Here is a 25,560-nt window from a genome sequence, read left to right as displayed (position 1 = left end):
TTGACACAAAAAAGAACCAAAAAAAATCAAGGCTGTTTTCATTTCTTGACGCTAAAACTAACTTAAAAAGCTAAACAAAATAAACTTGCCTTAATCAGCAGCAATAGCTCTAGGCCTTACTGTCACATATTTGTTAGCAAATCTGCAGGCGAGCTCAAACAGTATTTTGTTCTAAACGCTTTTTAAATCAGTTTTAGCTAAAATGAAAAAGGCCGATCTGAATTTCTCATTCGATAAATATATATGATGTGGTATTGAAATCTATTTAGGGCCAAGTCAAAAATTTGGGGAGAAGCCAGTTTTGCGGACCCCGTTATTCACTAAAGTTGTCCTGAATTCCATCCTGGTTTCATTGTTCTTTTTTGTCTTGACATACCCATTCTATGCATTAGAATTTCTATTCCAAGTCAAAGAAATTCAGCTTTCGCTGTTCCTCACTTGTCTTGCTGTCGCAAGCCATTTCTCTTTGCGAAAATCTTTCAGTCATCCATTAGCTAATTTTCAAATTTTCTCATTCTCTCATTCTCTTACTAGCCGCTTTCGCGGTTCCTTCCCTTGAAGCACTGTCGTGCTTCATTCCGCGTTGCGGAAATCGGTCAGTCATCCAGCGGTTAAAGATGTTTAGCTTATGATTAATCCCTATAAAATTTAACTAACCCAAACTAACTCCTATTTCTTTTTTGCGGGGGCTTTTGCCTTTGCTTTCACAGTTGCTTTTGCCGCTGGTTTTGCCTTTACCTTTTTGTCAAAAGCACCGGGAACCTGGGCTTCAATAATTTTCTTAAAATCTTCCTTGGTCATGGTAGCTGCAACTTCTGAGGTTACTTTCTGATCGTTGACCTTCGGAATGTTGATAAGCTTTTTTCCAAACTTAATGTAAGGTCCCCAACGACCGTTCTCCACACTGATTTTATCTTCCGGCCAGTTGTGAATAAATCGGTTGGATTCTTTTACCTCTTTTGCGTCAATCAATGGAATTGCCTCTTCTAATGTCAGGGTATCGTGATTTATTCTTTTCGGCACATTGATAAACATTCCATTCCATTTAATGAAAGGTCCGAAACGCCCTTTCCCTTTGGTGATCGGAAGTTCCTTATAATGTCCTATGGGTGCATCTTCCTTTTGTTTTCCCTGAATCAGGGTGATGGCATCTTCCATACTCAATCCTAAAGGGTCGGTACCTTTGGGAATAGAGATAAACTGTTCGCCGAACTTTACATATGGACCAAACCTACCAGCACCAACGGATACCTGCAAATCCTGGAAAGTGCCCAAATCTTTTGGCAATTTGAAAAGATCCATGGCTTCCTCAAAACTAATGGTTTCAAGACTTTGTCCCGGACGCAGGTTGGCATAACGCGGTTTTTCGTTTTCGTCCAATTCTTCTACATCTCCGATCTGTACAACCGGACCAAAGCGAGTTAACTGAGCTATCAGTTTCCTTCCTGAGACCGGATCTGAGCCAAGATCTCTTCGCCCTCTAGCCCTTTCGCCTTCGGCCATCACCTTTTCTACATCCTTGTGAAAAGGCCAGTAGAATTCATCTATCATTTTCACCCAGTTACGCTTTCCGTCAGCTATTTCATCAAAATCCTTTTCTATTTCAGCGGTAAAACCGTAGTTCATGATTTCTCCGAAATGGGAAGCCAGGTAATCGCAGACTACCATTCCAATGGCTGTTGGATACAAGACATTTTTAGTAGCTCCTGTATTTTCAGATTCTGTAGTGGCCACAATCTTTCCATTGGCAAGGTTGAATTTTTTAAAATTTCTCACCACACCTTCTCTGGATTCTTTGACCACATAACCTCTTTCTTCCTCCATGATTTTACTGATGGTAGGTGCATAGGTAGAAGGTCGACCTATACCTAATTCCTCCAGTTTCTTAACAAGACTTGCTTCCGTATATCTTGCCGGTGCCCTGGTAAATCTTTCTGTAGCCGTAATCTGGTTGTAAGGCAAAACATCCCCTGCTTTCACAGCCGGCAACATTCCTTCCTGGCCATCTTCTTCTTCATCCGAAGACTCCAGATAAAGTTTTAAAAATCCATCAAACAGCAACACCTCTCCTTCGGCTACGAATTTGTGGGCAGTTGACTTACTGACAGAAAGTTGGACAATAGTCTTTTCCAACTCAGCCGGAGACATTTGTGAGGCCATGGCGCGTTTCCAGATAAGCTCATACAACTTTTGCTGGTCGCTGGTCTCTCCGGCGTTACGAAGATCCATGTAAGTAGGTCTAATGGCCTCATGCGCTTCCTGAGCATTTGAATTTTTAGTTTTGTACTGTCTGGTATTTACGTATTCTTTTCCAAATTGTTTTTCAATTTCAATGGCCATAGCCGACAAGGCTGTTTGGCTGATGAAAGTAGAATCGGTTCTCATGTAACTTATACTTCCTGACTCATACAATCGTTGTGCGGTGGACATGGTTCTATTTACACTAAACCCCAGTTTCCTGCTTGCCTCTTGTTGCAATGTCGAAGTGGTGAATGGTGGAGCCGGATAACGCTTTACCGGTTTCACTTCTACCCCATCTACCTTATAGGTGGAATCTTTACATATTTTCAAAAATTCTTCCGATTCCTGTGCGGTTTTAAACTTATGGTCAAGGGTAGCTTTAAGTAAGGCTTCTTTTGGACTTTTTACCTGAAAAACGCCATCTACTTTAAAGAAAGCTTCCTGACTAAAATCCTGGATTTCTCTTTCTCTGTCTACTACCAGCTTTACTGCAACCGATTGCACCCTTCCAGCTGATAATTTATTTTTTACTTTTCTCCAAAGAATCTCTGATAACTCAAACCCCACCAGTCGATCAAGGACCCTTCTGGCTTGTTGGGCATTCACCAAATCGAGGTCTACTGTCCTTGGATGCTTGATGGCATCCTGGATTGCTGTTTTGGTGATTTCCCGAAAGACAATGCGCTTGACCTCTTTTGGATTCAAACCCAAAACTTCACACAAATGCCAGGATATTGCTTCCCCTTCCCGGTCCTCGTCCGTCGCGAGCCAAACTTCATCTACTTTTGCAACCCATTCTTTTAACTCCTTGACAACCTTATGCTTATCAGGAGAAACGATATAACTTGGGGTGAATTTATTTTCGATATCAATCCCTTTTGGGCCTTTGTCCAGGTCTCGGATGTGGCCATAGGAAGATTTAACCTTAAACTCCTTTCCGAGAAATTTTTCAATGGTACTTGCTTTGGCTGGGGACTCGACAATCAGCAATTTATTGGCCATATAAGAATTTTCTATATCTGTAAAATTTGGCAAAGCTAAAGGAATTTTAGGAAATGCATCCTTTGCAGGCAAGAACAGGCCATAATATAAATATCTGCAAGCCCGGAATTTTCACTTTAATATATCCACTTTGATGACGGAAGAATGACCCTCTTTATCCATAATCATGAAGAAATGTCTTCCCAAAGGAGGAATAAAAGTAAGTTCAAAAGGATAGTTTGTGCTGGCTAAAAATGTGTTGTCCATAAACCACATGATTTCTGCTCCCGGATCCCTGTGGGTGGCTTTAAAAATCAACGGATTTTTCTGCAGATCCAAATCGACGGGCGTTAATATTTGCGCATTGTTATTCGGATAAATAAAAGCAAGGGTTCTGAATGGTTCGCCTCCCTTTTCCAGACAATCACTCCTAAGCGGCGGCAGTGGTCGAAATTCCGGATGCGCGGATGCATAAAAGTATTCCATAGCCGGAGGTAAAACAAACCAGTTAGTATCTATAATTTCTGATGCGCAGTCTTTAAACACCCTAAAACTTGCAGAGGCATCCAAAAATATTTTTTGGTGGTACGTACAGGATTTTAAAGCGGAACATGCTTTAGGCAGATATTGCGAATCCATTTTAGGGCAATACAATCCGGGCGAATAACCACTTTGACTGCAGACAGGCATATTTATCATATCGTCATAAGGGATCGTCCACTCTCTTTCTGCCGGAAGCAATTGCATGATTTCCTGCACCAAAGGTGCAGCAGTTTGAATCCCTATTAAACCCGGCCTTGCCATTCCATTGGCATTGCCTATCCAAACCACTACGGTATAATCAGGATTCACACCCACACACCAGGCATCTTTGTAGCCAAAGGATGTGCCTGTCTTCAGGGCAATAGGCGCAAGGGTTTTGCGGGTCTGGACATTAAATTCTTCCGGATTCAGACCATGTAAACGCATGCTCTGAAACATGTGATGAATTACGCCAGCAGAATAAAGTTCAGGACTTGAATTCAGTTTAATTTTATCTGAAGCGGTATTCCCGAACAATTGCAAATGATAATCAGAAAAGTCCGGATACTTTTGTTGTTGATCCTGGAACACATTTAGTGTATGCGCTAAATAGGCATAAACGCGGGCTAAATCAAACATGCTGACTTCTGCACCCCCTAGAATTAAAGACAGACCATAATCCTCCCACGGCCTGAACAAATGTGAAAATCCCATTCTTTTCAGGTCTGCAAAAAAAACTGGAATGCCATATTCTTTAAGCATCAGCACGCTCGGAACATTCAAGGATTTTTGGATGACTTCCTGACAACTTGAGGCACCTGAGTATTGCCGGGAAAAGTTTTCCGGTCTAAATCCATTAATTAAGGTGGGCACATCGGGGACTAAAGAACCTGGTCCCAATAATCCTTTATCCATCATCCCAGCTAAAAGCAAAGGTTTTAGAACAGAACCAGAACTTCTGGGTGCATGAATCATGTCCACGTCTGCATTTCGCACCACACCTGTATCCATGCTGTTTCCCAAATATGACAATACATTCCCGGATTTATTTTCAACAACCAGAACTGCCAGATTATGAATTTCATTGGATTTAAAAATCCGATGATGATTTCTACTGATCCGTATTACTTCATTTTGCAAATTCAGATCGATGGTGGAATTTAAAATCGAAGCCACGCCATTCAATTTGATTGCGTATTCCAGGGCATGTGGAGCATTTCTTGGAAGAGTTAGAGGTTTTTCCGGCAATGGTTCTTCGATGGACAGAGCATAGACTTCATTGCTAATCATTTTTGAATGATTCATATCCTTCAGCAACCGGTTTCTCTTGGCAAGCAGTTTTTCTCTGTTTTTAGAGAGGTGAAGCATAGATGGTTGATTAGGTAGTACAGCAAACAAAGCTGCCTCCGCCCAACTCAGATCCACCAGTCGTTTATGATAATATTTCCAGATGGCCGTTTCCAACCCTACCACATTCGATCCGAATGGTGCTAATCCGGAATAGAGTTGCAATATTTTTTCCTTGGAATATAAAAATTCAAACCCAATGGTCAGATACATTTCTTCCAACTTGGTAAAAATATTTCTTGATTTATTCTTCAGACATAATCTCGCCAACTGCATGCTTATGGTACTCGCACCGGAGATCACCTTGCCATATTCAATATTTTGGTAAAGCGCCCTTATCAAGGCAATTGGATCAATTCCCAGATGACGGTAAAAGTTTTTATCCTCATAAAATATCAAGGATTGTTTATAGGTTTCCGGCAGTTTCCTTGTAATGGGAAATCGCCACTGCCCATCGCATGCAACTTTAGCAGATAGGAAGGCTTCCTTTCGATCCAGCAGCACTGCGGAGTAACAAAATTGATCCAATGCATAACTTGCCTTGATTAAGGATCCAAGCCACAAGATCGAACACACCGCTAAAATCCAGGCAATTCTTCTGAGGATCATTCCTCCTACTTCATTGATTTTATGATCATTTTACCTGGCTTATATCTTGCAAAAACGGATGGCTCGTACATGGCTTCACAGAAAAATTCTGGTGAAGAAAATGTCCCTGCAGTAGAAGCCGTCAATGGAATATTTAAGGTAAGTTCCTTGCCCGCAGACAGATCAAAGTAATACATCACCCGGTCATCCCGAAAATCCTGGTACTTAATGTCTGTGCGATTACTTTCTATACCTCCTACTCTTAGATTATTGATCTCGATACCTGATGGAAACACAGCGGTCAATGCCAAATTTTTGAGATTACCCAATTTTCCGTTTTGACTGATCAACACTCGTGCTACAAGGTCTTTGCCCTGAGGCAAATTAGTGAGATCCACTTTTCTTCCCTCTTTATCCAGATAGGAAACCTGCAATTTCAAGCCATTAGATTCGGTAACATTTACGGAGGATTCTAATTTTCCAAATTGAATAATTTGAATTGAAAGTGGAATGGAAGAATTGTTTTTAAACATCAAATAATTTTGACTTTGATCATTTAATGTCTGCTGATAGGCTGCAAATTTGGAAATGATTTCTTTGGGTTGTTTGTTCCAATCAAAAGTGAATTTCATTTCTGATGAATTGGCTCCACTATTATTCAAAATCTTTCCCATGCTTAAAAGTAAAACAGACATTTCCTGGGTAGAAAAATATTTTTCAGCAGCAATGCGCTTGATAATTTTCTGAATCAATTTAGCAGACTCTGTTTTATTCCCCATGTCATTTAATACCATTGCAATAAAGGATTCGTCTCGCATCTCAGAACCATAATTATAATAATCGTCCTGGTAAGCAGGAACCTCAGTTCCGGAACCTTCAATCAATTTGGATGCAATGTCTTTTTTGCCCGATAATGCGTATGCGCCTGCCAGTAACCATTTACACATCAAACTTTTTTCCTGAAGCAACATCAACCTATTCATTGCTGCCCAATCAGATCTGCCAGCTATAGCCATGGTATACAATCTATAAGCCTGATTAAACTCAAGGTAATTAGCACTGGAAGATTTTGATCTGTTGTATGCAGAGCTGGCTTTGCGTTGATATTCATTCAAATTGCTCAACATTTCCTCCGGAACATTAAATCCCTTCAATCTTGCTTCTGACAAAAAATGACCTACATAGGAGGATGCATAATCATACGTTGCCGCTTCGCCAGGCCAATAGCTGAAACCTCCATCGAAACGCTGAAATCCTTTTAATTTTTGTATTGTCTTTCGAACATTTTCAGAACATTGATTTTTTTGTTCAGGACTTAACTCCATCACGTCAGCAAGATAGAGTTGTGGAAATCCAGCAGATACCGTTTGCTCCACACAACCGTGCGGATACTGGATTAATTTCTCCGCAAACTCCGACAACAATCCGCCAGAGAACGAGGATACATTGAGCAAGATTTTTCTTGTTCCTGCAGATCCGTAAGAAGAAATTGTCTTTTGAATGGACTGCCCGGGTTCAACCCAAACTTCCGTAACGTTTCTGGTTATCGGATTTGGATTATCTATATAAACGGCGACAGAAGATACATTCGAATATTTTCCTGAACTGCAAACGACGTCCAAACCTGATGATCCGATTTTACCTTTTGCCTTGATGTCAAAATAAACTTTTTGCTCTCCCGGTTTATCAAAATTTATAGTCTTCTGAGTTGCACCTAAAATTTCAATCCCATCCTTTGCAGTCAATTTTACATCTACTTTCCGAATGTTGTTTTCATGAACAAAAACAGTTACCGGAACCTGGATGATGTCGTCTGTGGCCATTACTCTTGGAAAAGTGATGCTGCTCATCAATTCGCTTTTTACTTTAACCTGTTTCTCTGCAGAGCCATAAGCATTTTGATTATTGGCTACCACCATTACTCTAACTTCGCCGATATAATTTGAGATTGTAAAACGGTGTTTGTTTTTAGTCTTTGCCTTAAGATGTTGAATGCCGGTAGATAAAACCACAGACGAAAATCTCTTCATTTTTGCCAGATCTTCTGCAGAGACTTGCTGATCTCCACCAATACTAAATATTTTTTGAAAAGAGGCACCATGCACACCAATGATAGAATTGTAATTATCCCACGTCATCATCCTCATGGCTTCCTTTTGCAAAAAGAAATCGTAAGGATTAGGTGTTTTAAATCTGGTTAGGTTCAGCAGCCCTTCATCCACGACAAACAACTGATAAGCCATTTCCTTTCCTGCAGCTTCATTGACTTCAATCTCAAATTCCTGATCCGGTTTTATGGATTCTGCCATTTGAATGCCCGGTTGCAACTTACGGTTATCGTTCTGCACCATTATTGGAATGACACCAAACATTCTAATCGGTAAATCATTTGCCATATTTTTAACCGGTTGGATCAGACTTACGTCTGCATAAACATTTGGCTCCATTTGGTCTTCGATATCAAAACTAAAACTTGTTCTGTCCTTCTGGGCAGGAATCTGATAATGTTTGATGATTTTATTTTCCTTGATGATACAAATCTGATATTGTCCGGAAGCTGATCCCGGTAAGTAGAGCGTTGCCTTCTCCCCTATTTTGTAGGATTCTTTGTCGGCCTTAAAATTCAGCACATGTACAAAATCTTTATTCTGATCATTTTCTTCATAAGGCCATCCGGTATAAAAATGATCACCTGAAGTTTGGTTTGTATTCAAGTTGGTTACTCTGATGTAATACCGGTCATAATCCTTCATGGTAAAGCTCACCTTTGCCTTTCCACCGGCATCAGTCTGCGTCAATTTCTGAGAAATAAGTTTTCTGTAATTACTGTGGGTGTATTGTCCATTCTGTGATCTAATCTCATACCACCATTCCCAATTGACTGAAAACAATTCTACTTTGAGTTTTCTATTCGCAACGCCCTGTTCTGCATCGGTCAAAACAGCAATTTCAAAGTCCTGAGATTCATTGACCGGATACAATTTTCCAAAATTGGATTCAGGACATTTGATGCCCACATATTCCGGGAACATCTTGATGGTTTTTTCATAATAATCCGTGCTCATATCCCCTTCATCAAAAATTCTGGACACAAAAACACTTTGCAGATCCCCATTAAACATAGATCTGTTTAAATCTCCCATGCTTAACAGAGTTTTTCCAGCCGCATCCAGAGATCCATCATGGATATCGATCTGACCAGTTACCTCTGACTTTTCAGGATCGGCAAAATTAAAATCCTTATATTTTTTAAATACCGGTGGTTTTTGTTCATAATGAAGCTCTACTTTAACCTGCTTTCCACCAGCCGGTGCGCCATGCAAATATTCTGCAGCTAATGGCACCTTAGGAAGTTCGGTCCCCGGCTTCCAATTTGTTGGAAAATCAAGCATTACTTTAAATCGATTTGGCTTGACTGTTTCCACTTTCAAAGTATGTTCAAAAACAATGGGGCCAGCCTGCAAACTGGCTTTATAATTACCTGTTATACCGGATGGAGAGACAGGAATTTTAAAAGCGTATAATCCAAATAAATTTTGGCTGGATTGCTGGCTAAAAATGGTTTGTCCATTTGGTGATTTTACTTCCATTTTTACCGGAAACTGGGCCGGAATGGACTTTCCGGATTGTGCCAATACCGCATTAAGCAAAATGGTATCTCCTGGTCTCCATATACCCCTTTCTGCATAAATAAATGCCTTGAGTCCGGATTCTGATTTGGCACCGCTCACATCAAATTCACTCAATGGGATACTGACCGATTCCTGAAGTTTTAAATAGGCGTAATGGTTGTTTAATTTAGCTACTGCATAGGCAGGCATATTTTTGGTTTGAGGATGGAATATGCCTTTGTTATCTGTAGATCCGGATTGTATTATCTGCAATTGCTGATCATAGAAAGTTACATCCGCAGATTTAACCGGAAGACCTTCATGGATATTATAAACCGAAACAAAGGTTTGTCCTGCATCTCCTGCACTTTTACAGGTCATGGCAATATCGGATGCCAGAACACTTTTGCGGGCAAAATTATGTGAAGAATAATAGGACTGACAACAAGGATCATTATAGTCATAGCAACTCATGCTGGATTCCGAATCTTCATACGCATAATTGCCCCAGGGACTCCAGATGGAGGTAAACTCAGGAGTGCCGCTGAAATCATCGTATTCATTCAGGACCAGTTTTCTCTTGCCGCCCACACATGGAAAATTGGAATAGTCCGGTTGAAATCCAATTCTGACTTCATAAATGGCGCCCGGTTCAGGGGTTATCATTTTACTTAAATCCAATCCGTAGGTCAACCAAGTCTGACGATTTGAATTTGGGTTGATATTTTCCAATACAAGTGTTTGCTGATGGATAATCCGGCCCAATTTTATCATGTTGTAAATATCTTCCTGATATTCCAGATGCATGTTATACAATACGTTGTTGGAGAAAATTTTAAAAATCTCCACATTTACTTTTTTCAGATTTATGGCTTCAAACGGCAAGACCAGATTTTCTGAGACAGGAAGAATATTTCCCGGTGAAGTGAATCTTACTTTTGGTTTTTCCTCGTTAAAACTAAATTCAAAATTGAAATCACGATCCAATGTTTTTCCACTTTTGCTTTTAATGTTTTTGTCCATGATTAATTTCACCTTATCGGTCTGAAACTGATCACTGAACTTTACATGAATCAGATCCGCTTCTCGTCTTAATTCCAAACTACTGCTGTCTGGATCAAGCCTTACCAAGCCTCTCAGATCCTGGGTCTGATCTAATGGATCAGAAAAATAAGCGGTTACCGTTTTTTGAATTTCGGAACCGGTTTCTATACCAGTAATAACAAAACTTGATGAAGACGGTATTTCAAATTTTCTTTCCTGTCCACCTGTCTTCTCTTCCGGAGCATCCTTCCACTGGATAATAAGGGATTCCGTTTGAGCAGTTCTTGGGATGGCAGAAATTTTGTACACTATTTCACCACCCGGATTTTTACTAAATTGATATTTAAGTGATCCCGCTGAACTGTGTTTTACTTCAAACAAATTTGCCATGGTTGTTTCGGACAAATCATCGCTGGGAAGTACATTTGCTTCCAACAACATAGCTCCTTCCATTTCCGGATCAGCCCTTAGATTCTTCCATCGCACCTGAACAGAAACAGGTTCTATGATAAATTTAAAATTCATTTCGGCCAGAGAATCTGGAACATCTTTAAACAACTTGCCTATTTGAAGTTTTGCTTCGTATTCTGTGGAAGTAAGCACATTATCCGATGAAGGAATAAAACTCAATGTATAAGCGTTTGTCCAGGATAACTTACCCTTTAGTGAAGGCGTGAAGGATAGTATGCCTGGATCAGCATCCTTGCCGATCTGAGATTCGTCCACTGGACTTTGATTGAAATGAATTTTTATGCCATCTGTTCTTTTTACATTACCAGCCTGAATCCCATTGATGTAAGTTTGGAAAGCCTGAGGATTTTTTAAAAAATCTACGGAGCTTTTTTTACTACATGACCAGCTAAGTAAGAGGAAAAACATTAAGTATTTTGTGAAATTCATTCCGTTCATGCTTTGATATTTTTATTGTGGTGAAATTCTGAGTACCAATTCAAGTAATAAATCTTCTTGTGAAACCGATGCCACGTCAACGCCCTTTGATTTTAAATCAAATTCTTTTAAGACTGAAAAAATTTGTTCGAGTTCTGTAATGCTATACTTAGCGGCTGCTTCTTTATACTCCTTGATGTAAGAAATAAATGAAAGTTTTAATAATGCCATCAATTCCTGATCGCTCTTGGACATATAGTGTTTGGTCAACCAAATTTTCGAAAAATGATTAAAGATGGAAGTAATACAAGGAATCAGTGGATTTGTCTTGATATGCAGAACCAGATTTTTGGTGATCAGGTAAATTCTTTTTTTATCTTTTAGGGAGAACGCCTTGCACAATTCAAATACATTGTATTCTTTACTGATGCCAATGTGTTCCGACACCATATCCTTGTTCACTTTACTGCCATCTTCCAGATTTACTCTAAGCTTCTGGAGTTCATTGTTAATTTGGCTGAGATCGTTGCCAATGTATTCTGCAACCAGCATAGAAGCTTCCTGATCCATTTTGAGTTTTAGCCCTGAAGCAAGATTCGAAATAAAAGCCGGAAGCTGAGAATCATAAATTCCCTTAGATTCAAAAAAAACGTGTTTCTCTTTCAGTGTTTTCACCCAGGCTGATCTCCCGTCGGGTTTTTTATTTTTAAAAGCAATGACCAAAGTTGTAGTAGGTACCGGTTGTTTGAAATAAGTCTCCAGCACATCCCAATCTTTTAAATCCTGAGCTTCCTTGACGACAACCAATTTTTTATCCCCCATAAAAGGGAACTGTCTGCAATACTCTACCAATGCTCTGGTCGTTGTGTCTTTACCATAAACTACCTGAAGATTAAAATCCCTTTGGGCCTCAGGAACGAGATGACTTTCCGCCTCTTTCACCAGACTGTCTATGAAGTAATCTTCATCTCCGGTCAAAAAATAAACCGGCTTAACCTTAGTGCTGACAAAATCCTTTAAAATAGCCTGATAATCCATCCTCCTGTTGTTAATCCAATCCGTAAAATTAAACAGGACCTGACTATCTTTGGGCTTTCATCCAAAATTAATATGAATAAAAAGTTAATCCTGGTCACCAACGATGACGGCATTTTTGCTCCGGGCTTAAAGGCGCTGGTAGAAATTGCCAAAAACCACGGTGAGGTGGTGGTAGTTGCCCCTAATTCACCACAATCAGGGATGGGACATGCGATAACCATGAATCTGCCTTTAAGACTGCATAAAATTGATGTTTTTGAGGATATCGAATCTTATGAATGCAGTGGAACGCCAGTGGATTGTGTGAAACTGGCCAAAAATGTGTTGCTCAAGGAAAGGAACATTGACCTTTGCCTGTCGGGCATCAATCATGGATCGAATGCCTCCATTAATATCATCTATTCCGGAACCATGTCTGCTGCAATGGAGGCCAGTTTAGAGGGAATCCCAAGTATTGGTTTCTCCCTGTTAGATTATTCTTTTGATGCTGATTTTTGGCAAGCAATGCCTTACATTGATTTTTTGATTAGCAAAGTTCTCCGTGAAGGGATTAACGATTGCAAACTTTTAAACGTCAACATTCCAAAATTGACCCGCAAGGAGATTAAAGGCATTAAAATTTGCAGACAGTCTGAGGGGAACTGGGTGGAGGAATTCAAAGAGGGCAAAGACCCAAGAAATCAAACCTATTATTGGTTGACCGGACAGTTTTTATGGGATGATCCACACCACGACACAGACCTGTGGGCTCTGGATCATGGTTACATAAGTGTTGTACCTTCCGGACATGATCTCACGGTGCATAAAGCACTTCCTTCCAATGCGCACTTAGAAAATCAAACCATATGAATTTATTTCCACCCTCCAATCACCCATACAACAAAGTCTATTTAGGGATACTTGTAGGATTAATATTACCCTTTGTTGGCTATGCCATCCTACTCATGATTTATGATTTTCTGGATGATCAGGACATCATCAGCAGTTTGGGAATGTCCCCAAATTTCAGAGAGCGCACCATTGGACTTATAGCTCTGATTCTAAATGTAATCCCCATGCAAATTTTCAACAAGCGCCACTGGCTGGAAGCCATGCGTGGAATTATATTTCCTACTCTGGCTTATGTAATCCTTTGGATGTATTTGTATGGTTACGATTTATTAAAATACTAGTGTCCAAGCACATTTATATCATTGCAGGAGAGGCTTCCGGTGATTTGTATGGCAGCAAATTATTGGCTGCATTGCATGCCATCGACCCCGAAGTTAAGGCACGAGGCTGGGGAGGCGAGAAAATGGCCGCCGAGGGTTTTGCATTGGATGTCCGCTATGAAGAAGCCAGCTTTATGGGATTTGCAGAGGTGATCCTGAATCTTAGAAAAATAATGGGTCTCTTTAATCTGACCAAAAAAAGTATCCTCCGCGACAAACCAGATGCACTGGTGCTTATCGACTATCCTGGTTTTAATCTCAGGATGGCGGAATGGGCAAAAAAAAACAACATTAAAGTATATTTTTATATTGCTCCCCAAGCTTGGGCATGGAAGGAAAACCGCGTTTTGAAACTCAAAAAATATGTAGACAAATTATTTATCATCTTACCTTTTGAAAAGGAATTTTTCTCCAGGCATGGTATAAATGCATATTATTTTGGACATCCTTTAATGCACCACATCAAAGAATTTAAAGCAGATCCGGATTTTCTCAAAAGAAACCAGCTGGATGAAAGACCGGTCATTGCTCTGTTACCTGGAAGCAGAAAACAAGAGATCAAGACCATGTTGAAGATTTTTTTACAGGGCCTTGAAAACTTTAAGTCTTATCAATTAGTGATTGCAGGATTACCCCATCACCAACAACTTTATCGGGAAATCATCGAGAAAAGTAATATCCATTGTAAAGTAATTTATCAAGAGACTTATAATTTGTTATCCATCAGTAAAGCCGCGTTGGTAACCAGCGGAACTGCCACTTTGGAGACGGCGCTCTTCGGGGTCCCGCAAATTGTCTGCTACAAAGGAAACTGGATATCTTACCAAATTGCCAAGCGACTGATAAAAGTAAAATACATCAGTTTGGTCAATCTTATTGCCGATCAAAAAATCATTGAAGAACTTATCCAGGATGAAATGAATCCTGAAAGAATAAGTTATGAATTAACTCAGTTACTGGAGCCACAAAAATATCAGGAAATCAAAAACGCCTACAGTGCCCTTCATGAATTACTGATTCTTCCGGATACCGAAAAAAGAATTGCAGAAGTAATTTATCATGATTTATAATTGATCTTCAAATTCAAATGGAGACAATTTGTGTTTTGAAAACAGGAAATCATTTTCTAAAAGATATTTAGGGGTCGGGTCAAAAAAAACTTGGGGAGAAACCAGTTTTGCGGCCCCCTTTATTCCCTAAAGTTGTCCTAAATTCCATCCTTTTATTCACATTGTTCTTTTTGTCTTGACACAAAAAAGAACCAAAAAAAATCGAGGCTGTTTTCATTTCTTAACGCTAAAACTGATCCAAAAAGCTAAACAAAATAAACTCGCCTTAAACGGCATTCACAGCTCTAGACCTTACTTTCATAAATTCATTAACTTATCTGCATGCGAGCACAAACATTATTTTGTACTTAACGCTTTTTAAAACCGTTTTTGCTAAAATGAAAAAGGCCGATCTGAATTTCTCATTCGATATTATATGATGGTGTATTTGAGTCTATTTTATCCAAACAATAAAGATGTTTAATTTCTTCTTAATCTCCTTAAGATTTGCCTGACTCGATATTCATTGCAAAACCATTTAGCTATTAAAGTCTTCCATACTTTTCTGAGATCTTAATTTAAACAATTCAAACAGCATTGTGCCGAATTTTTTAAATCCATCCAATTGTTGCACAGGCAATACTTTTTGATGGGTATGAATGACCAAATAAAAATTCATTCCCTCCATATTAAATTCTTTCTGTCGTTCAATCAGATTCAATATATCTGCATCAAAATAATAACGGATAACACTTTCAAATTCTCCGGTAAGTTTGAAGTCCTTTGAGAATTCCGGATGCGTAATAAAATCAATATCCTTGAATCCAAACCAATCCAGCAATACGTCAAAAAAATTCTCAGGTTTTAGTCTGAATTGAGGTAGTGACAGAGCTTTTGAATCAAAGAACTGAACATTTTGTGTGTAGGTATGAGAAGTTTTTCCGGTAGATATCGTGTACTCATAATCGAACATAAAATGTTCGGGATCCAACTCCCGGTCAATCACCAGGTTTTTAATTTTTCTTTGGGTTCCTTGTTTAAAAAGTTCGAAAGCCTGTAATTGTTTGAGCATTCCGACTGCAGCATTTTCACTATAAACCATCCCTGCATTGTAGGCAAAATTCCGAATAGCTGAGTTGCGATCCCTTTCCCGGTCAGCCCCTGTGATCATGTCCCAAAAACCCATAGCAAAGTGATTATTGATTGATTACTTAATTGGTCAAATTAATTTTTATATCCACTGATCTGAAGTCTGCCTCATCGTTGGATGCAATGACGATGATCTTACCTGATTTATATTCTTCCAATAAATTAAAATACCAGTTTTTAGTAAAGTCATCGAGATTAGATAATGGCTCATCAAGGAATACAACATTCGAATGAGTCAAAAGTGCCAATGCTAATTTTAGTCGTTGTTTCATTCCGGAAGAAAAATTCTTTATAAATTTTTCCTTGTGTGGTTCCAGGAAACAGATTTTCAAAAAATCATCCAAACTTAAATTTGAAGTAAATTCTTTATTGCATAAATACAATTCCAGAAATTCCTTTACCGTAAGGTAATCGTAGAGATCGGCGTAAGGTGCAGCAAAACAAAAATGACGAAACCAGAGGTGATCCTCTATTTGTGTTCCGTGGATTTGGTAGATGACTTTTCCTTTTGTTGGCACAATTAATCCGGCCAATAAATGCATCAGGGTTGTTTTTCCGGAACCATTTGCGCCGGTCAGACCATAAACTTTGCCTTGCGTAAGATTCAGGTTAAGATCTTTGATTATCCAATAATTGTTGGAGTATCTTTTATAAAGATGCTCTGCAGATATTTCCATGGTGATTAGCGGCGGTGGCCTTTCATTATTCCACGATTGCTTCCCTGAATGAATTCCAAAATGGTAGTTTTTTCAGCAGACTCCGGAAGCTCTTCCTTAATCATGTTTACGGCTTTAGAAATATTGCGGTATTTGATAAAAAGGTAGCGATATATTTCATGGATGCGATCAATTTGTTCTTTTTCAAAACCCCTTCTTCTGAGCCCTATTGCATTTACACCTTCATATATCAAAGGTTCCCTTGCTGCCTTAGCAAATGGCGGAATGTCCTTGGTAACCAGGGACCCTCCTCCCACCATGACATGTGCCCCTATTTTTACAAATTGATGAACAGCGGTCAATCCGCCAAGAATGGCATGATCCCCGATGTCGATATGTCCAGCTAAATTTACATTGTTGGCCAAAATGACATGGTTGCCGACAAAACAATCATGAGCCACATGCACATAAGCCATCAGGAGACAATGGGAACCAATCTTTGTCGTCATGGATGCTTTTGTTCCCCTGTTCAAGGTACAATACTCTCGAACTATTGTGTGGTCGCCAATTTCTAACAGTGAATTCTCTCCTTCGAATTTAAGATCCTGTGGAACAGCTCCTACGACAGCCCCTGGAAATATTTTAACATTATTCCCGATCCGGGCGCCATTCATGATGGTTACATAAGGACCAATCCAACAGTTTTGACCAATAATTACGTCTGATTGTATGGTAACAAATGGCTCTACGGAGGTGCCGGTACCTATTTTGGCTCCCGGACTGATGTTGGTCTGGATAGAAATCATGAATCTCTCTTTATAATTTGCGCGGTCAACTCGGCTTCACAAACCACCTTGGTGCCCACATACGCTGTGCCGGCCATCTGGACCAAACCACGACGAATTGGCGAAATTAACTCCATTTTTAGTATTAAAGTGTCTCCGGGAACAACTTTTTGACGAAACTTGGCATTATCGACTTTTAGAAAATAAGTATCCCACAAATGTGGATCCTGTTGCTGACTCAAAGCATAAACCCCTCCTGTTTGTGCAAGGGCTTCCAGAAGCAGCATTCCCGGAAAGACCGGATTATTTGGAAAATGCCCCATAAATATGGCCTCATTCATGGTCACATTTTTTACCCCAACCACCTGACTATCACTGACTTCTATGATTTTATCTACCAAAAGAAAGGGATATCTGTGTGGCAGCATGGATTGTATTTCTACCGTGGTGAACACAGGACTTTTGTCCGGATCGTAGACAGGCAAGCCTTTAAGCTTCTTTTGCTCAATCATCTTCTTTTTCAGGACTTTGGCAAATTCAACATTTGATTTATGTCCTGATTTCTTGGTTACAATCTTTCCAAGAATAGGTTTCCCAAGCAGGGTAAGATCACCAAGCACATCCAATAATTTATGTCTGGCCGGCTCATTGGAAAAATGTAAAGTAAGGGTATTCAGTACTCCCTCCCGTTCTACTTTAACCGACGGTTTATTTAGTTTTCTTGCCAATTCATCAAGGTCCTCTTGATTCATCAATCGATCTACGATCACAATGGCATTGTCCAAATCTCCTCCTTTGATCAGATTTTGTTCCAGTAAGCGCTCCAATTCATGTAAAAAAACAAAGGTTCTGCACGGTGCGATATCGGATTTATATTGTTCCAATCCATCCAGTGAGGCAAATTGCTGCCCGAGTGTCTTAGAATTGAAATCAATCATAGAGGTCAATTCAAAATGGTCCGATGGTATGGCCATATATTCTGCACCTGTATCTTCGTCTTCAAAAGAAATGGATTCACTGATGATGAAATAATCTTTCTCCTGATCCAATTCCCGAACACCACTTTTTTCAATGGCCTGAACAAATTGAATTGCGCTTCCATCCAGGATAGGTATCTCCGGTCCATCCAGCTCAATCATGACATTGTCAATGCCCATTCCTGTGAGTGCTGAAAGGGTATGCTCCACTGTCCAAACCTGAGCAATACCTTCCTGCAGGGTAGTTCCTCTGTTGGTTGAAATTACCTTGGAGGTGTCTGCGAGAATAATTGGTTGTTCCGGGAGATCAATTCTTTTAAATTTAATCCCGTGATCGGCAGGTGCAGGCATAAAACGCATAGAGACTTTGGCTCCTGTATGCAAGCCAACCCCCTGGATTAAAATATCCTCTGCAATAGTTCTTTGCTTCATATCTAACTCTTGGTCAATTCAGAATTCTTAAGGAGTTTTTCAAGCTCGTGTATTTTTTTCCCAAGTTCAGGCAGTTTTTTAAACTCACTGTAGGACCTTAAAAAACTAAAATAATCCAGGGCAGGTGAACCATACCATTTGGTATTTTCATCCAGAACATTGCTCACCATCCCACTCTGTGCCTGGACCTTAGTGCCGTCTGCAATTTGTATGTGTCCAACTATGCCTACCTGGCCACCGATCACACAATAATTACCAATTTTAGCACTGCCGGCAATGCCTGCTTGTGCAGCAATAACGGTATGTTCACCGATCTGGACGTTATGTGCTATTTGGATTAAATTGTCCAACTTAGTGCCCTTCCCTATTACTGTCGATCCCATGGTACCTCTGTCAATACAGGTATTGGACCCAATCTCCACATCATCCCCAACAACCACATTCCCAATCTGGGCAATTTTGGTATAAGTCCGGTCTTCTTTGGGGGCAAAACCAAAGCCATCGCTTCCAATGACCACATTGGCATGCAGGATGCAATTTGATCCGATCTCACATTCATGATAAATCTTGACCCCTGAATGAATTACAGTCCCATGACCGATTTTGACATTTTTCCCAATAAAAACCTGAGGATGAATGACACAATCTTTACCAATGACAGCACCATCTTCTACCACCACAAAAGCGTGTATGGTTGTGGTAGGATCAACTGTAGCAGAAGTTGCAAGCTGGGACATGGGATGCACACCTCCATCGCTGGCGGATTTGGTTTCAAAAGCTGCAAGAAGTTGACTTACAGTCTGATACACGTCTTCTACTTTTAAGAGTGCAACCTGCAAAGGTTCCTTAGGTTCAAATTCGTTTTGCACGATTACCAAGGAAGCTTTGGTCGTGTATAAATGGTGTTCATACTTAGGATTAGCCAAAAAGCATACGCTTCCGGGTGTGCCTTCTTCAATTTTACTCGGTTTATCAAGGACAATCCCTGGATCCCCGATCAAAGTTCCTTGTACAAGCTTTGCTAATTCGCCTGCTTTGATTTTCATTAAGCAAAAGTACAAGGAATGTTTTATATTCAACCCATATCCTTAGCTTTAGAACATAAAGGCTTCCTGCAATGGAGGACAAATAAAAAATTGGACTAATTTTGCTCACACGATAAACTTATGGGTAAGAAATCTGCCAAACAAAAGATAGAAAAAACACCGGTAGTTCCCGACAAGCCTACCGGTCCATCCTGGGTCATCTGGGCTATACTCGGCCTGACTTTTTTGGTTTTTACCCCTAGCCTCCAAAATGGCTTTGTAAACTGGGACGATGACCGGAATGTTTATGAAAATCCACTGATAAAGGACTTGAATGCCAAAAACGTAAAGGCTATTTTCCAAACTCCGGTGATAGGGAACTATAATCCATTGAGTATTTTGAGTTTTGCCGTTGAACATGAGATGTTCGGGATGAGTGCTAAAGCGATGCACTGGACAAATCTATTGTTGCATTTGCTTTGTACCTTTTTCGCATTTAAAATTTTTCAGAGATTGGGATTGAGTATTTGGTTTGCTGCCTTGGGTGCACTTTTATTCGGGATTCATCCCTTAAGGGTGGAGTCCGTGGCATGGATCACCGAACGGAAGGACGTGCTCTTTTCCAGTTTTTTTCTTCCGGCTCTATACTTGTATATTAAAAATCTCGATGAGCCAAAAGCAGGAAGAATGTTTTGGGTATTTATTTTATTTGCTTTCGGTCTTTTCGCCAAAATTCAGATGGTGGCTCTACCGCTCACCATGCTCGCGGTAGATTATTGGAAAGGTCGTAAAATCGGTTTGAATTTGGTCCTCGAAAAATGGGCCTTTTTCCTTGGCGCTCTGGCCGTGGGTATTCTCGGAATCTACATGCTAAAGCAGCAAGGTTCGCTGGAAGCAAATGTGACACATGCCGGAATTGGCCGTTTGTTTATCGGTAGTTATAGTTTGATTACCTATTTAGTTAAATGGCTAATTCCTTACCGAATGCTTCCCCTCTACCCTTATCCGGAGGAATTGAGCATTTGGCATTATCTATCCATGCCTGCTGCATTATTGGTTTTCTTTGGTGTCTTCTGGGCATACAAAAAAGACAACAAGGCTGTGGTATTTGGATTTCTATTCTTTTTTGTAAATATTGTTTTCCTTTTGCAAGTTCTGGGTGCAGGACAGGGTTATCTGGCTGACAGGTTTACCTACATAGCTTACATCGGTTTATTTTTTATTTTCGCTTACTACTTACAAGCGTTTTTTGAGGAAAACAAAGAAAAATCTTCAGCTTTAAACTTTTCCCTTGGCGTCTATTTATTATTTCTTTGCTATTTATCTTTTAAACAATGTCATTACTGGAAGGACTCGGGAACTTTATGGTCCAGGGTTATTGAGTTTTATGACAATACCTCCCTACCTTTTAACAACAGGGCCAATCATCTTAGGGATTTGAAGTTGTTCGACAGAGCATTGGAAGATTATAATAAAGCTATTGAATTGAAAGCAGGTCATTCCACCTACAATAGCCGGGCTAAATTATTCTTCAACAAGAATGAAGATCAAAAAGCCATTCTCGATTACAACAAAGCCATCGAATTAAATCCAAGATCTGCAGAATATCACACCAACCGCGGTGCGGCATATGCCAAAACAGGAAATCTGAAGGCGGCACTAGACGATCTGAATAAAGGAGTAGAATTAGACCCTCGCTGGAAGGTGGCCTACCTAAACCGATCTATTATTTACAATCAATTGGGTCAATACGACAAATCACTCGCAGATATTGACGCATACCTCCAACTGGAGCCAAATGATGCAGATCTTTGGTATGAGGGCGCCAGATGCCTTAGAGCTATAGGCGACAGTAAAAAAGCCATCACATATTATGACCGGGCCTTGCGAATCAATCCTCGGTATGGTCTCGTTTATTTGGAAAGAGGAAGAACGCATCAAAGTCTTGGTAATACCAGTCAAGCACAAGCGGATCTGGAACAGGCACGCAGATTGGGTGAAAAAGTAGATGAGGCTCAACCTTTGTTCACCCCCAACAAATAACAGGATGCTGGCTTCACTATTGATTAAGAATTATGCCATCATTGATGCCCTGGAGATCCATTGGCCGGGTGGTCTCATCGCGATCACCGGAGAAACCGGTGCCGGTAAATCCATCATGATCGGCGCACTTCAATTTGTTTTGGGAGCGAGAGCGGACAACAAAGTTTTGAGAAATCCTGAAGAAAAGTGCATCGTAGAAGTAACTTTCAATGAGCTTGATCTAATTAAACCAAAAATATTCGATTTGCTGGATGGCGAAAATCCGGACCAGATCATCATCCGGCGAGAGATTTTACCCAATGGAAAGTCACGTAGTTTTTTAAATGATTCTCCGATACTGGTCAGTCAACTCAACCTCCTAGCGCCGTATCTTATCAATATCCATCAGCAATTTGATCATCTGGACATATTGGAAGAGGACGTACAGATGGACATTTTAGACAATTTTACCGGATGCAAAGATTTGTTGGCAAACTATCAGACCATTTACAAAAGCTACAAAACCCTCCAAATTCAAAAAAAACAACTCCTGGAAAGTCAGCAAAAAAGTCAGGCAGAGATGGACTTTCTACAATTCCAATTAAGTGAATTGGAACAAGCCAACTTAAAGCCAAATGAATATGCTGTGTTGGAAGAGGAATTAAGCCTTGCTACAAAGTCCGGAGAAGTCATCAAAAATGCAGGGCAGGTGGCTCAAATCCTGAATGAGGAAAAGGGAATATCCGAACAACTCTTACAATGTCTTCAATTACTCAAACCAGTGCGCATCAATCCTATCCTTAATGAGAGCTACGAAAGAATCGACCAATTGCGCACAGAAATTAAAGATATTGGCGATGAACTGGAGAGATTGAATGAGCATACCGAAATGAGTCCGGAACAGATTAATCAAATGCAGGAACGACTGGATTTAATCAACCGGTTACTCAAAAAACATCGTTTGCAAACGGATCATGAACTGATGGAACTCATGGCACAAACGAGAAGTAAAATTCAGTCTTTCACAGATCTGGAAGATCAGATAATCGATTGCGAAAATCAAATAAAATTAGTTACCGAAGATTTAAAAAAATCGTCTCAAGCTTTGTCTGCTAAAAGAAAAAGCAAAATCTCAGAACTTGAAAAATCAGCAACCGATCTGCTCCGCTCATTGGGAATGGAATTTGCCCAGTTTAAAATTGAATTGAATGCAAAACAAGAGTTTACAGAAAGTGGAATAGACGAGATAGATTTTCTTTTTTCTGCAAACAAAGGCTCATCTGCAAAACCAATAAAAAATCAGGCTTCCGGCGGAGAATTATCCAGACTCAACCTGGTATTGAAATCATTGGTGGCAAGAAAGTCCCAACTGGCGACCATGATCTTTGATGAAATTGACACCGGAGTATCGGGACAAGTGGCGCTTCAGATGGGTAACATTTTAAAAGAAATGTCCGGCAATCAACAAATAATCACCATAACCCATTCAGCCCAGGTTGCATCGAGAGCTGCTCATCATTTCTACGTGTACAAAGACTCTTCAAAAACCATTACGAACACCAGAATGAAAAAAATTGAAAAACAAGACCGAACTATAGAAATTGCCAAAATGCTAAGTGGTGATCCACCTACGGATTCAGCTCTAAAAAATGCCAGTGAACTAATTGCTTTAAATTAAAAAATATCATTTATCATTACAGAAAATAAGATTTATGTCAAATCAACTTTTATCAGGAAAAAGAGGAATTATTTTTGGCGCACTGGATGAGCAATCCATCGCATGGCATGTTGCTGAACGATGTGTCGCCCAAGGCGCGCGTATTACGCTGACAAATGCTCCGGTGGCCATGCGTTTTGGAAAAATCTTTGAATTGGGTAAAGTGCTGGACGCTGAGGTAATTCCTGCTGACGCTACATCGGTAGAGGATCTAGAGAATCTGTTGACTAAATCCATGGAAATTCTTGGTGGAAAAATTGACTTTATACTTCACTCTATAGGGATGTCTCTAAATGTACGAAAAGGAAGATCTTACACAGATTTGAATTATGAATTCATGCAGAAGACCTTTGATATTTCATCCATCTCCTTCCACAAACTCATGCAGACAGCATATAAGTTGGATGCTGTGAATGATGGTGGATCAATCATGGCTTTAACTTATATTGCTGCACAGCGTATTTTTCCAGATTATAGCGAGATGGCTGAATCCAAAGCCCTGCTTGAATCCTTTGCAAGAAGCTTTGGCTATCATTACGGGGTGCACAAGAAAGTCAGGGTCAATACCATTTCTCAATCCCCTACCATGACAACAGCAGGTTCAGGCGTTAAAGGATTCAAGGAATTTTTTGAATATGCAGATAAGATGAGTCCGCTGGGCAATGCTTCTGCAGAAGCTTGTGCGGATTATTGTGTGGTCATGTTCTCCGATCTTACCCGAATGGTGACGATGCAAAATCTATATCACGATGGCGGCTTTTCTTCCATGGGAATGAGCCCTGCCCTGCTCAACTTATAATTTTACACTTCCTTTTTTCTGAATAAGAAAAGCATATTTGTATCGGGGAATCGTGATTCATTTAAATCCTTTTAAAGGATATATTTGGAGATTGGATATACTGAATTTCAATAATTAGGTATCTAAATTGAAGATATATTGCAAGGAATTTTAGAAAAAAATGTCCTTAGTCATTGGTTTTTTGCAAAACTTTTGCGCCCTTCTAAGCATGGGTACAATTATGCAACTCCTTATCAAATCGATGAAATTACAAATTTGTATTTTTAGACAATTTTAAATATTATAGATTAATTAATCTTTTTTATTGGTTGTCATTTGAAAGGTCCCATGGAATGGGACGATAATGTTTTTTGAAATGTGTCTACTGCGAATATTCATCCCACTTTAAATGAACTTATTAAAACAAATTTATTTGTCAACATAAATTTCATTATGATCCTTTGTTAAAAATATATACCATTGTAAAACTTATGGATCGTATGTTATCGCTGAATATAATTGCATGATGGATTGGTCGGTACTGTTAAAAATCATGTTGCTCTTAGTAGTTAGTGCTTATCTGTTGGGCTGCAGAACCAAAAAAAAAGGCATAGAAAGCCTTCAGGACTGGTTAGATATCCATTATCCGAAAAGTTTTAGCGTAATTGAAACACGAACAGACGATCCGATAAAGCAGTTAAGTTTTAAGGTTAAAAATTCGATTGTTGCCAGTGAGGAAGACACCTTGATCCAGTTCAGGGTGCACTGGGATAAGCGCCAGAAAGATTTAGGTGTATTAAAGTCTGAGGTGGACTCCTCAGTGGTAAAGGCTAAAAAGGAACTTCTCGACACGCGAAGCCTCCTTCAAATATTAAAAGCAAATGGCTTGACTAATTTCAGTTGTGGGATTTATCAGGGGGACATCAGGATATTACTTTTTGAAGATCCTTTAAAAAAAATCCGTGAAGAACGTTTGAAGCAATTGGTTGGCAAACTTTCAGACTTGCCGCTTGCTTTGAATTATGGTCTTGGCATTGATTTTATGGAGGCCAAAGCTTATGGTGCAGAATTTGGTGAAATCATACCCTTGGCACATTGGTTTAGATCTGGCACCTGGCAGCGACAAAATTCAATCCTCCAACTCCTCCTTCCGCCAGGATATGTAACAGATTATGACTCGTTGAATACCCTGTGGCAATTCAATACAGAATCCGATAGATTGATCTCATGGATGGACAAATCCAGACCCATTGCGGAAAAGTGGGCAAAGACCCAGATAAAAAACCCTTTTATTTTATCCCAGGAATCTACTGAATATGAAGCCTTAGATAAGGGTTTAGGAGTACGAATTAGATTTCCAATTACTTACTCCACAACTTCCGATGCAGAGCACATTGCTAAAGAATATGTTGTCGGAGATTATCTATTTGATGAAGATCGATTTAGTACTTTAAGAATTCTCAAAGAAGAATAACAGAATCTAGTCCATGCATCCATTT

Annotated in this window: 16 protein-coding genes; 7 read left to right on the top strand and 9 right to left on the bottom strand. The window is 39.7% G+C overall.

All coding sequences use genetic code 11. The annotated features are described in order from the left end of the window. Positions 1-669 precede the first annotated feature (669 nt). The 4 genes from topA to holA all read right to left on the bottom strand — a co-directional run bounded on the left by topA (position 670) and on the right by holA (position 12,260). Positions 670-3,243, bottom strand: a complete 2,574-nt coding sequence (gene topA / locus IPJ83_10750) for a type I DNA topoisomerase (GenBank protein MBK7881021.1) — start codon at positions 3,241-3,243, stop codon at positions 670-672. A 111-nt stretch (positions 3,244-3,354) separates the two neighbouring features. Continuing rightward, positions 3,355-5,700 carry a penicillin-binding protein 1C gene (gene pbpC / locus IPJ83_10745; GenBank protein ID MBK7881020.1) on the bottom strand — a complete coding sequence of 782 codons (2,346 nt, stop codon included), beginning with the start codon at positions 5,698-5,700 and terminating at the stop codon, positions 3,355-3,357. 5 nt (positions 5,701-5,705) lie between these two features. Next, positions 5,706-11,243: a hypothetical protein gene (locus tag IPJ83_10740; protein MBK7881019.1), complete on the bottom strand. Its 5,538-nt coding sequence runs from the start codon at positions 11,241-11,243 to the stop codon at positions 5,706-5,708. Positions 11,244-11,255: 12 nt separating this feature from the next. After that, a complete protein-coding gene (holA, locus tag IPJ83_10735) occupies positions 11,256-12,260 on the bottom strand; it encodes a DNA polymerase III subunit delta (GenBank protein ID MBK7881018.1) in 1,005 nt (334 codons plus the stop codon). A 72-nt stretch (positions 12,261-12,332) separates the two neighbouring features. On the opposite strand from holA, the gene surE reads away from it, so the two are divergent. The 3 genes from surE to lpxB are packed head-to-tail and all read left to right on the top strand — an operon-like array spanning position 12,333 to position 14,541. Then, complete coding sequence (gene surE, locus IPJ83_10730; protein MBK7881017.1) at positions 12,333-13,109, top strand: 5'/3'-nucleotidase SurE; 777 nt, start codon at positions 12,333-12,335, stop codon at positions 13,107-13,109. Next, positions 13,106-13,432, top strand: a complete 327-nt coding sequence (locus IPJ83_10725; GenBank protein ID MBK7881016.1) for a hypothetical protein — start codon at positions 13,106-13,108, stop codon at positions 13,430-13,432. Before surE ends, IPJ83_10725 begins: the two co-directional genes overlap by 4 nt. Positions 13,433-13,443: 11 nt before the next feature. Beyond that, entirely contained in the window at positions 13,444-14,541 is a 1,098-nt protein-coding gene (gene lpxB / locus IPJ83_10720; GenBank protein ID MBK7881015.1) for a lipid-A-disaccharide synthase, read from the top strand. Between the two features lie 517 nt (positions 14,542-15,058). On the opposite strand, the gene IPJ83_10715 is transcribed toward lpxB, so the two are convergent. Genes IPJ83_10715 through lpxD form a run of 5 tightly spaced genes read right to left on the bottom strand, consistent with a single transcriptional unit; the run spans position 15,059 to position 19,565 of the window. Further along, positions 15,059-15,706: a hypothetical protein gene (locus IPJ83_10715; GenBank protein ID MBK7881014.1), complete on the bottom strand. Its 648-nt coding sequence runs from the start codon at positions 15,704-15,706 to the stop codon at positions 15,059-15,061. A gap of 25 nt (positions 15,707-15,731) precedes the next feature. Beyond that, complete coding sequence (locus IPJ83_10710) at positions 15,732-16,346, bottom strand: ABC transporter ATP-binding protein (protein MBK7881013.1); 615 nt, start codon at positions 16,344-16,346, stop codon at positions 15,732-15,734. Between the two features lie 5 nt (positions 16,347-16,351). Continuing rightward, on the bottom strand, positions 16,352-17,131 hold the full coding sequence (gene lpxA, locus IPJ83_10705) for an acyl-ACP--UDP-N-acetylglucosamine O-acyltransferase (GenBank protein MBK7881012.1): 780 nt from the start codon (positions 17,129-17,131) through the stop codon (positions 16,352-16,354). Beyond that, entirely contained in the window at positions 17,128-18,519 is a 1,392-nt protein-coding gene (locus IPJ83_10700; GenBank protein MBK7881011.1) for a bifunctional UDP-3-O-[3-hydroxymyristoyl] N-acetylglucosamine deacetylase/3-hydroxyacyl-ACP dehydratase, read from the bottom strand. The genes lpxA and IPJ83_10700 overlap by 4 nt, the downstream gene beginning before the upstream one ends. Positions 18,520-18,521: 2 nt before the next feature. Then, complete coding sequence (lpxD, locus tag IPJ83_10695) at positions 18,522-19,565, bottom strand: UDP-3-O-(3-hydroxymyristoyl)glucosamine N-acyltransferase (protein MBK7881010.1); 1,044 nt, start codon at positions 19,563-19,565, stop codon at positions 18,522-18,524. Positions 19,566-19,685: 120 nt separating this feature from the next. Here lpxD and IPJ83_10690 point away from each other — a divergent pair, with 120 nt between their 5' ends. The 4 genes from IPJ83_10690 (at position 19,686) to IPJ83_10675 (ending at position 25,535) form a co-directional block, all read left to right on the top strand. Further along, positions 19,686-21,587: a tetratricopeptide repeat protein gene (locus IPJ83_10690; GenBank protein ID MBK7881009.1), complete on the top strand. Its 1,902-nt coding sequence runs from the start codon at positions 19,686-19,688 to the stop codon at positions 21,585-21,587. A gap of 4 nt (positions 21,588-21,591) precedes the next feature. After that, entirely contained in the window at positions 21,592-23,244 is a 1,653-nt protein-coding gene (recN, locus tag IPJ83_10685) for a DNA repair protein RecN (GenBank protein ID MBK7881008.1), read from the top strand. A 34-nt stretch (positions 23,245-23,278) separates the two neighbouring features. Continuing rightward, on the top strand, positions 23,279-24,082 hold the full coding sequence (locus tag IPJ83_10680; protein ID MBK7881007.1) for an SDR family oxidoreductase: 804 nt from the start codon (positions 23,279-23,281) through the stop codon (positions 24,080-24,082). A gap of 532 nt (positions 24,083-24,614) precedes the next feature. Then, positions 24,615-25,535 (top strand): hypothetical protein, encoded by a 921-nt coding sequence (locus tag IPJ83_10675; GenBank protein ID MBK7881006.1) that lies wholly within the window; start codon positions 24,615-24,617, stop codon positions 25,533-25,535. The last annotated feature ends 25 nt before the right edge of the window (positions 25,536-25,560 follow it).

Source organism: Candidatus Vicinibacter proximus, assembly GCA_016713905.1.
Taxonomy (GTDB): domain Bacteria; phylum Bacteroidota; class Bacteroidia; order Chitinophagales; family Saprospiraceae; genus Vicinibacter; species Vicinibacter proximus.
Note: the sequence above shows the minus strand (reverse complement) of the source record. Positions and strands in the feature narration are given on the sequence as shown.